Annotated in this window: 8 protein-coding genes and 1 pseudogene; 3 read left to right on the plus strand and 6 right to left on the minus strand. The window is 74.1% G+C overall.

The window, feature by feature from the left end; translation table 11 throughout:
- Positions 1–124 precede the first annotated feature (124 nt).
- From AB0E96_RS34595 to AB0E96_RS34620, 6 genes are all read right to left on the minus strand, one after another.
- Positions 125–1,378, minus strand: coding sequence for a hypothetical protein (locus AB0E96_RS34595; RefSeq protein ID WP_359829759.1), 1,254 nt, complete (start codon positions 1,376–1,378; stop codon positions 125–127).
- Between the two features lie 103 nt (positions 1,379–1,481).
- Positions 1,482–2,021 (minus strand): SigE family RNA polymerase sigma factor, encoded by a 540-nt coding sequence (locus AB0E96_RS34600; RefSeq protein ID WP_359829760.1) that lies wholly within the window; start codon positions 2,019–2,021, stop codon positions 1,482–1,484.
- Positions 2,022–2,165: 144 nt separating this feature from the next.
- Positions 2,166–3,398: a type VII secretion-associated serine protease mycosin gene (gene mycP, locus AB0E96_RS34605; RefSeq protein WP_359829761.1), complete on the minus strand. Its 1,233-nt coding sequence runs from the start codon at positions 3,396–3,398 to the stop codon at positions 2,166–2,168.
- Positions 3,399–3,495: 97 nt separating this feature from the next.
- Entirely contained in the window at positions 3,496–3,786 is a 291-nt protein-coding gene (locus AB0E96_RS34610) for a WXG100 family type VII secretion target (RefSeq protein ID WP_359829762.1), read from the minus strand.
- Between the two features lie 119 nt (positions 3,787–3,905).
- On the minus strand, positions 3,906–4,211 hold the full coding sequence (locus tag AB0E96_RS34615; RefSeq protein WP_359829763.1) for a WXG100 family type VII secretion target: 306 nt from the start codon (positions 4,209–4,211) through the stop codon (positions 3,906–3,908).
- A 250-nt stretch (positions 4,212–4,461) separates the two neighbouring features.
- Positions 4,462–6,147 (minus strand): type VII secretion protein EccB, encoded by a 1,686-nt coding sequence (locus AB0E96_RS34620; protein WP_359829764.1) that lies wholly within the window; start codon positions 6,145–6,147, stop codon positions 4,462–4,464.
- 187 nt (positions 6,148–6,334) lie between these two features.
- On the opposite strand from AB0E96_RS34620, the gene eccE reads away from it, so the two are divergent.
- The 3 genes and pseudogenes from eccE to AB0E96_RS34635 all read left to right on the plus strand — a co-directional run.
- Positions 6,335–7,744 (plus strand): type VII secretion protein EccE, encoded by a 1,410-nt coding sequence (gene eccE, locus AB0E96_RS34625; protein WP_359829765.1) that lies wholly within the window; start codon positions 6,335–6,337, stop codon positions 7,742–7,744.
- Positions 7,744–8,511 carry a hypothetical protein gene (locus AB0E96_RS34630; protein WP_359829766.1) on the plus strand — a complete coding sequence of 256 codons (768 nt, stop codon included), beginning with the start codon at positions 7,744–7,746 and terminating at the stop codon, positions 8,509–8,511. Before eccE ends, AB0E96_RS34630 begins: the two co-directional genes overlap by 1 nt.
- A 132-nt stretch (positions 8,512–8,643) precedes the next feature.
- Positions 8,644–8,852: pseudogene (locus AB0E96_RS34635) on the plus strand (MinD/ParA family protein); the annotation flags it as partial.

Consider the following 8,852-nt stretch of genomic DNA (forward strand, 5'->3'; position numbering starts at 1 on the left):
GGGGTTGGCCCCCCCCCCCCCGCCCCCACCCCCCCCCACCCCCCCCCCCCCCCCCCCCCCGCGGGCCCCCGGCCCCCCCCCCCCCGGGGCCACCGCTGTCTTCCGCCACCTCCCGGAGCGCCCGCTACTTCCTGGACTGCCACTGCGGGCCGGTGGCGATCGCCCGCAGCTGCGCGTCGGTCAGCGGCGACTCGCCCTTGGGCATCAGCGAGACCAGGACCTCCAGACCGTCCGGCCGCATCGCGTACATGACCAGCACGCCCTTCGGGGCCTTGGCCATCGCGGGGTTCACCAGGAGCTTCGTCCCGTCCGGCAGGGTCTCCGCGTCCCGGTACGCCTCCGACGGCCGGCCGTCGGGGTCCTTCGCCCAGTTCTTGACCGTCAGCGACAGGGTCCCGGTCCGCCCGCCCCCGGCCAGCTCGAAGTCCGACCGCAGCGACCGGATGTTGCGGTCGGTCACGCTCACCCCGGCGGGCAGCAGCCCGGTCAGAACGGACTCGCGCTCCTGCAGCGACAGGCCCGGGTCGATCGCCTCGTCGTCGACGCCGTCGAACTTGACGGCCGCGACGACCCGGTCCCAGGACTTGTCCGTCACGACGGCCTTCAGCTGGTCCAGCGTGAGCGGCGGGTTGGGCCGGCTGTCCGGCGCGTCCTTCTCCTGGGGCGAGTTCCACTCGCTGAGGCCGATCAGCCCGCCGTCCGGACGGGCCAGCTCGGCGCGCCACTCCTTGGTGGTGGCCCGGTGGTCCGGGTATTCGTAGCCCTGGGTGAGCATGAGCTTCGACCCGTCCGGCAGGGTGGTGACGGCGCAGGAGTCCAGCGAGGCCGCCTTCAGGTTGGACGGGCAGGTCTGCGGCTGGACGTCCTTCGGGCGGTGCTTCTGGACGCTGAGGCCCAGCAGCGATCCGCCCTGGCCGTCGTCGAGGACCAGGCTGGCGTTGACGAAGCTGCCCCCGTTCTCGTCGGTCCCGTGCCCCTTGGCGTCGGACACCTGGCCCTTGGGCAGCAGGGCCCGGAGGGTGGCGACCATCTCGTCCCCGGTGACCACCGCCGGGGCGGAGGACTTCACCGAGGTCGGGGTGGCCGAGGCGGCGGCGTCGGCACTGCCGGCGGTGCCGGCACCGGACGCCGGGGCGGAGGCCGCGCTCACCGTGCCCGCGCCCTTCGGGCCCGCCGCGCCCAGGTACACCGCACCGGTGCCCACCAGGGCCAGCGCGGCCGCGCCGCCCACCACGGCGGCGGTCGAGCGGCGGCGCCAGCGGCCGCGGCCCCGCCGGTAGCCGCCCGCGACCAGGTCGGCCTGGTCGGCGCGGAAGCCTTCACCCGTACGGGTGAGGGCATAGAGAAGATCGTCCTCGAACTTGTCCGGTTCGGACATGGGTGTTCACCGTCTCCTTGCGTCGCGGGTTGCGAGAGAAGTTCCCCTGCGGCCGACGGCACCGGCCTCGGTCGCATCGGCTCCGGCCTCGGCGGCATCCGCCTCAGCGGCCGGCCAGCTCGGCCAACGAGTCGCCGAGCAGGGTGCGCAGCCGGGCCAGGGCCCGGGTGGTACGGGTGCGGACGGCCCCGGAGGAGACCCGCATGACCTCGGCGGTCTGCTCGATGCTGCGGTCCTCCCAGTAGCGCAGCACCAGGACCGCCCGGTCCTTGGGAGGCATCCGGCCGAGCGCGTCGAGGAGGGTCAGCCGCAGGGTGCGGTCGGTCTCCTGCCCGGCCGGCTCCGGCAGCGCGTCGCTGGGGCGCTCGCTGCTGGAACGACGGCGCTGCTGCGCGAGGAAGGTGCGCACCATGACCGTGTGGGTGTAGGCCGCCGGGTTGTCGATCCGGCCGCGGCCGGTGAAGGCGCTGCGCCGCCACAGCACGTACATCCGGCTGAGGGCCTCCTGCACGAGGTCCTCGGCGTAGTGGGTGTCGCCGCTGGTCAGCAGGCAGGCCGAGCGGTACAGGTGCCCGGTCCGGCCGGAGACGAGTTCCAGGAACTCCGCGTCCTTGGCCTCCCGGCCCGCCCCGATCCACCCCATGCGCCCTGCCCCCCGCGGTCCGCCCTGCCCGACACCTCATCGATGCGGCGGACGGGCGGCGGTGTTACAGGGGTCCGGCGGATTCCCCGGGCGCCCGGTCCGAGCGGTCCCGGGCGGCGGGGCCGGGCGGCGGCCCCGGGCGGGTCAGCCGGCCGACTTGCGCCGGTGGTCGCGCAGCACCACGCCGCCGCCGACCAGCAGCGCGACCAGCAGCGCCCCGATGCCGAGGACGTACGTCGCGGTGCGGCCGTCACGGTCGGCCTGGGTCTCGCCGAGGCCCACCGGGCGCGGCACGATCGGCGCGGCGGCGAGCTGGACCGGGGCGTCCGGGGTGGGCGCGAAGGGCGCGTCGGCCGGGGCCTTGGTGACGGCCCTCACCGGGTCCACCACGCCCCAGCCGATGAACGTGTCCGGGTCCCGCTGGGTGCGCTGCGCGGTCTGCTCGATCCAGGCCCGCACCTGGGCCGCCTTCCAGGTCGGGTGGGCGCCCCTCAGCAGCGCGGCGAGCCCGGAGACGTACGGGGCGGCGAAGCTGGTGCCGTTGTCCACGCACTGGCCGCTCCCGGGCACGGTGGACAGCATGTCGACACCGGGCGCGGCGACCTTCACGAAGCCGCCGTACTGGGAGAACGGTGCCCGTTCGTTGTTGCGGTCGGAGGCGCCGACGGCCAGCACGGTCGGGAAGGCGCCCGGGTAGGTGTCGCCCTCCTTGCCGTCGTTCCCGGTGGAGGCGACCACCACGGCGTCGCGCGCCTCGGCGTAGTCGATGGCGGCCTTCAGCTCCTGGTAGCCGCCGAAGCGGGCGTCGCCCGCGCCGCGCACGTCCTGGGAGATGTTGATGACCCTGGCGCCCTTGTCGACCGCTTCCCTGATCGCCTGGACGAGGGTGGAGACGTCGCCGTTGCCGTCGCTGTCGTTCTGCCGGATCGACAGGATCCGGGCGTCGGGGGCCAGCCCGACGAAGCCGGTGGCCGGGCTGACCCGGGCGGCGATGATGCCCGCCACCTTGGTGCCGTGGCCGACCGGGTCGGTCACCGAGTCGCCCTCGATCGGCTTCTTGGTCTCCCGGTCGACCAGCAGGTTGGAGCCGGCGTCGACCTTGTCGGTCAACTGCGGGTTGTGCTTGTCCACACCGGTGTCGATGACCGCGACCGTCACGCCCGCGCCGGTGGTCCTCCCGTCCTGCCACAGCTCGTTGAGCAGCAGGCGCTGCAGCGACCACGGCACGGTCTTCACGTCGGGCGCGGGCTTGGGGCAGTCACCGGCCGCGGCCAGACCGGGGCCGCTCTCGGCGTACGCCGGGGCGGCGAGCGGCCCGCCCAGCACCGTGAGCGCGGCGAGCGCCGCGGCCGCCTTCCGGTACCCGTGTCGGGACACCCTGCCACCCCTCATGTCGTCCACCCGTGTCGCGCGTCGGGGGCGGGCCCCGGAATCCGGGTACCCGCCCCCTGTCGTTCCCTGAGGAACCCGAACGTCAGCCCCAGAGCTTGGCGTTGGCGTCCTCGGTCGACTTGTAGCTCTGCGCGGCCTTGTCCAGCGAACCGGCGATCTGCGTGCAGACCTGCTGGAGGTCGGCGGCGCGGGCGTCCCACTGGGCCTGGTGGGCCTGGTAGCCCTGCTGGGCGGCGCCCTGCCAGCTGGAGGCGATGCGCGTGACGTTGCCCTTGAGGTCGTTCAGCAGGTGGTCGATGCGCGCCGCCGAGGCCTTGACCTCCTCGGACGCCGTGTGGACGGTCTGGAAGTTGACGAGAATGTGGTCGGACACGTTGTCTCCCTGGGCGAGGGGCGGAGCGCCACACGGTCGGTGACGGGCGCTCCGCGGAGCGGTGGATCGGGGCTGGACGGCGGTCGGCTCGGGTCCGGGGATCGGCGCGGGTGCGCGGATCAGCCCTGGGCCGAGGAGAACATCGCCTTCTGCTCCTCTTCGGTGCTCGCGTAGTGCTTGGTGGTCAGCTCGATCGCGTGCTTGATCGCGTTCAGCGACTCCTTGAGCTTCGCGATGTCCTCGTTCACCTTGTTCTGCAGGCTCGCGTAGGCCGACGCGGCCTGGCCCTGCCAGCCGCTGGTGATGCCGGAGACCGTGCTGATCAGCTTGGTCCGCTCAGCCTCGATCTTGCCGATGGCCTCTTCGATCTGCTTGGCGAACGCCAGCATCTCCTGTGCGGTCATCGTGAACTGACCCTGAGCCATGCTCCACCGTCCCCCATGAGACAACATTTGCGTGTACGGAGGGCCCTAGGGGCCGACCGCCGCATCACACCGGTGTGATGCCCAGCAGCACTGTAGTCGGCACACGCAGCTCGCCCAACACCGATCACCCGGTAGTTACCAGACCATGACACTGAGGCCAATTCGGTTGCCGCGCTTGGCCGGTCAGGCGTTCCGGGGCTCCCGATCAGGCGTTCCGGGGCTCCCGGCCAGGCCTTCTGCGGCCTTCCGGTCAGGCGTTCTGGGGCTGGACGGCGCTCTTCGCCGTCAACGGCGGACCGGCCGGCACCAGGTTCGACCACTCCTTCGGGACCGGCAGCGGCTGGACCCCCTGGTAGCCCAACCGGGCCTGGTTGCCGCCCGGTTCGTCCTGCGGCCGGCCCGGCTCCTGGGACGGCTCCCCGGGGACGGGCGTCGCGGCGGGCTGCGCGGTCGCCGGCTTCGCGGGCGCGCTCTGGCCGGGCTGCGGCGTGGCGGTGGGGCGCCGGCCGCCGTCGCCGTTGGACGGCACCGAGTAGCGCAACCCGGTCTCGGTGATCAGGAAGTCGGTCCCGGAGCCGGCCGCCGAGTTGTCCAACGAGCGGTAGAACAGCCCGTGACCGGGGGTCACGTACGCGGCCCCGGCACCGTTGTCGTAGGGAGCGGGGTAGGACGTCCAGGCCCAGACGCTGCGCTTGGCCGTGACACCGTCCGCGGCGACGCCGTCGTAGGTGCTGCACACCACCATCCGGGCGTCCTGGCGGTCCTGCCAGTTGTTCACCGGCGCACCGGTCCTCAGCGGCCAGTCCGCCGCGGTGCCCTTCAGCGGGACGTCGCCGCCCCACTGGGCGTTGTCCGCCGGGATCATCTCGTCGCTGCGCGGCTTCTTGTCCTGGTCGTACTTGTAGAGCATCTGGTACGCCGGGTTCTGCCGGATCAGCTCCGCCTGGAACGGGGTGACCAGGTAGAGCTGGTCCTTCCCGACCACGTAGTGGCGGTCCTGGTAGTGCACCAGCCGGCCGACCCGCCGGTCGGCCTGGTTGCTCAGCTCCACCTTGGAGTTGGCGCCCTGGCTGTCCGCGACCCCGTCGACCTGCGGGAAGGTGACCGGGGTCGCGTTCACCAGGGTGTCCAGCCAGTCCCGCTTGACCCGCTGCGGCACCGCGTTGGGCCCGAACACCGCGGTGATCAGCGCCTTGCGCTCCTTGTCGTCCGACTGCGGGGAGCCGATCTGGTGCTTGCGGCCCTGCGCGTCGACGAGGTACACCGCCGCGCCCGCGGCGGCCGGCTGGCCCGGCGCCGGCGCGGCCGAGATCTGCTGCTCGTCGGCCTGCTGCACCAGCATCAGCTGGTCCGGGCCGAGCATCCGGTCCTTGGCCGCCAGCGCCGCCGCGTCCGCCCCGGCCGCCACGAACACCGCCTGGTTGACGGTCTCCTGCTTGTCGTCCGAGCCCGGGCGGTCGCACACCGCCCACTTCATCGGCTTGCTCGCGTTGTCCGTGGTCGGCAGCTTGTCCGGCGCGTACGGGATGCCGATCGTCGGCCCGTGGTTGGGGTACCGGTCGAGCACCCCGTCGTCCACCACCACGACCTTGGCGCCCGCGGGCAGCACCAGCCGCGCCGAGGACATGTTGAGCACCTGGTGCAGCCGCTTGGTCTTGTTGTCCTGGTCGGTGAGCACCACGTACCGGGTGGTCGACTGCTTGCCCTGGATGATGTTCTTGCCGTCGTCCCACTTCACCGGCGCGCTCGGCTTGAAGACGCCCCAGAGCCCGAAGCCGGCCACGACCACCGCCCCGGCCAGCACGCTCGGCAGCACCGCCTTCACCGGACGCGGCGCGTCCTCGTCGCTGCCGCCGCCGGCGGGCAGCAGGAAGGCGCCCACCGTGCGCTTGCGGGCGAAGGTGTACGCGTTCAGCTCGTCCCGGCGCGATGCCATACCTCGTCGTCCCCCTAGTCAGACGTCGTCGGGCGTTGTCAGACCGCCCTGCCCCGTGATCACCCGCCGGGCACGAACCGGCGCGAACCCTCTACGATGCGGCAGCAGACGGTGAGTACCGTACGGGTACGGTCCGCGACACAGCCAGCCGGGCCGCGGGAACGGATGCAGAGAGGGCCACCGGGGGATGCCAAGCCAGACCGCTCCAGGACGCCGCCGCAGTGCGGGCGGCGGGAGGACGCGCCGGGCCGGCCGGGCGCGGCACGACGCACCGGCGACCGGTACGGAGGCCGCCCGGCCGCAGCCGGCCGGCACCGGGCGCGGTGGTGCCGTCCAGGTCCGGATCAACCCCCGACCGGGGCTGCTCGGCGGGCGGTTGAAGCTCCAGCAGCTCGTCCTGGTCGAGGTCGCGGCGGCCCTGGTCGCGGTCGGCTGGACGATCAGCCGCACCGCCGCGGCCGGCTTCGGCGCCGTCGCCCTGGTGCTGCTGGTGCTCGCGCTCGTCCCGGTGCGCGGCCGCACCCTCCCGGATCTGCTGCGGGTCCGCGCCGCCCTCAAGTCCCGCCGCAGGCAGGCCAGGACGCTGCTGCCGCCGGCCGGCACCGACCCGGCCCTGGCCCCCGCGCTGGAGCTCGAACCGGGGCTGCGCACCTGCACCCACGCCACCGAGGCCGAGTTCGGCGGCCGCCCCGTCCGCCGGGAGACCGGCATGGTCGGCGACGGGACCTTCCTCACCTCGGTCCTGCTCGTCCAGGCCAAGGACCAGCCGCTGCGGCCGGTGCGCACCGCGCTGCCGCTGCCGCTGGACGTGATCTGCTCGGCGCTCACGGTGGACGACATCACCCTGGAGTCGGTGCAGCTGGTCCAGCACACCCAGCCCGCCCCCGCCCAGCACCTGCCCGAGCAGTCGCTGGCCGCCCGCGCCTACCGGGAGCTGCCGGACGGCACCGCCACCCCCGGACTGCGGCTGACCTGGATCGCGCTCAAGCTCGACCCGGAGCGCGCGGCGACCGCCGTCCGGGCCCGCGGCGGCGGCGAGGAGGGCGCCCGCAAGGCGCTGCAGCGGGTCACCGACCAGCTGGCCGGCCGGCTCAACAGCGCCGGCTTCAACGCGACCGTGCTGGACGAGCGCGAGCTGATCGCCGCCCTGGCCATCTCCACCTGCGCCAACCCGATCGCGGTGGCCGGCCGCCAGGGCACCGGCAGCGGCGGCGGCACCACCCGCCGCACCCAGGAGGGCAACCGGTTCTGGCGGATCGACGACCGCTGGCACACCACGTACTGGGTCTCCCGCTGGCCGCAGCTGAGCCGCCCGGACGGCGCCCCCGGCCGGATCGCCGCGCCGGACCTGGTCAACCTGATCACCGGCTCGCCCGCCCTCGCCAGCACCTTCAGCCTGACCGCCGGGCACGGCACCGGCGGCTCGGTGACGGTCAGCGGGCACCTGCGGGTGACCGGCCGCAACGAGAGCGAGGTCGGCGACATCGGCCGCCAGGTGGAGTCCCGGGCCCAGAGCACCGGGCTCGGCCTGGTCCGGCTCGACCTGGAGCAGGCCCCCGGCATGCTCGCCACCCTGCCGCTCGGAGGGGCTTCCTGATGGCGTACCAGACCTACCCCACGGCGGGCCCCCAGCCCGGCGCCGAGCAGCGCCGGACCCGGCCGCGGGTCCTGCCCGGCTTCGGGCTGCGCGGCCCGCGCCGGGAGAAGCACGTCCTGGAACCGGCCGACCTCGCGGCGCTGGCCTTCCCCGTCGGCGACGACGGCGTGGTGATCGGCGTCGACCCGCAGGGGCTGCCCGCGGTCCTCGGCCTGTTCCGCCCGACCTCGTACGACCTGGTGCTCGTCGGCGGGATGTGGACGGCGCAGGTCATCGCGCTGCGGGCGGCCGCGATCGGCGCCCGGGTCGCGGTGGAGACCGCCCGCGGACAGCTGTGGGGCCCGATGGCCCAGGCCGCCGGCGGCGGCCAGCCGTGCGTGACGATCCACCAGGTCGGCCGACTCGGACCGCAGGGCGCCTCGGTGGCCTCGCCGGTGCTGGTGGTCCGCGACCTCGGCGCCCGCCCGCCGCGCAGCCGGCTCTCCGCCGCGCCCTGGCAGACCACCCTGACCCTGCTGCCCTACCTGGGCCCGAACGCCTCCCGGGTGCTGAACGCGGCCGACCTGGTCGGCGTGCAGCGGATCTCGCCCCAGGAGGCGGAACTGACCGGCCGGGTGCTGTCGCTGCCGCCGGAGGACGTCGCCGCGCTGCCCACCCTCGGCGACGACCTCACCCTGTGGGCGACCCGGATGCGGCGTCAGTACGTACGGGCCGTGGCCGGACAGGCCGAACAGCAGGTGCTGGGCGGGCCGCGCCGGATGGACTGAGCAGCCGCTCGCCGCGCCGGTCGGCCCGGCGGGGAAACGAAGCCGCCTTCAACGGGGGTTGCCGTACGGCCTAGTCTTTGATGCGGCAACGGCACCGCTGAACAAGCGGCGGCGAACACGAGGGAGCCAGAAGTGAGCAGCGATCGGGACGGCGTCTACGTCGGCGACAACGCGGCAGAGGACGACGACGACTGGTCGGACGCGCCTGACTACACTCCCCCGTCCTGGTACGTGCAGACCGAGCCCTCGGCGGCGTCGGCGGCTCCGGCCCCCGGCTCCGCTCCGGCCGCGGCCGACGCCCCGGTGCCCGCCGCCGATCCCGCGCCGGCCCGGCAGACTCC

It is taken from the genome of Kitasatospora sp. NPDC036755, assembly GCF_040636595.1.
Lineage (GTDB): Bacteria > Actinomycetota > Actinomycetes > Streptomycetales > Streptomycetaceae > Kitasatospora.

Bases quoted from the DNA above. Each gene is read 5' to 3' on its own strand.
- AB0E96_RS34620 (WP_359829764.1), bottom strand. From the start codon at position 6,147: ATGGCATCGCGCCGGGACGAGCTGAACGCGTACACCTTCGCCCGCAAG.
- AB0E96_RS34595 (WP_359829759.1), bottom strand. From the start codon at position 1,378: ATGTCCGAACCGGACAAGTTCGAGGACGATCTTCTCTATGCCCTCACC.
- AB0E96_RS34615 (WP_359829763.1), bottom strand. From the start codon at position 4,211: ATGGCTCAGGGTCAGTTCACGATGACCGCACAGGAGATGCTGGCGTTC.
- AB0E96_RS34630 (WP_359829766.1), top strand. From the start codon at position 7,744: ATGGCGTACCAGACCTACCCCACGGCGGGCCCCCAGCCCGGCGCCGAG.
- eccE (WP_359829765.1), top strand. From the start codon at position 6,335: ATGCCAAGCCAGACCGCTCCAGGACGCCGCCGCAGTGCGGGCGGCGGG.
- AB0E96_RS34600 (WP_359829760.1), bottom strand. From the start codon at position 2,021: ATGGGGTGGATCGGGGCGGGCCGGGAGGCCAAGGACGCGGAGTTCCTG.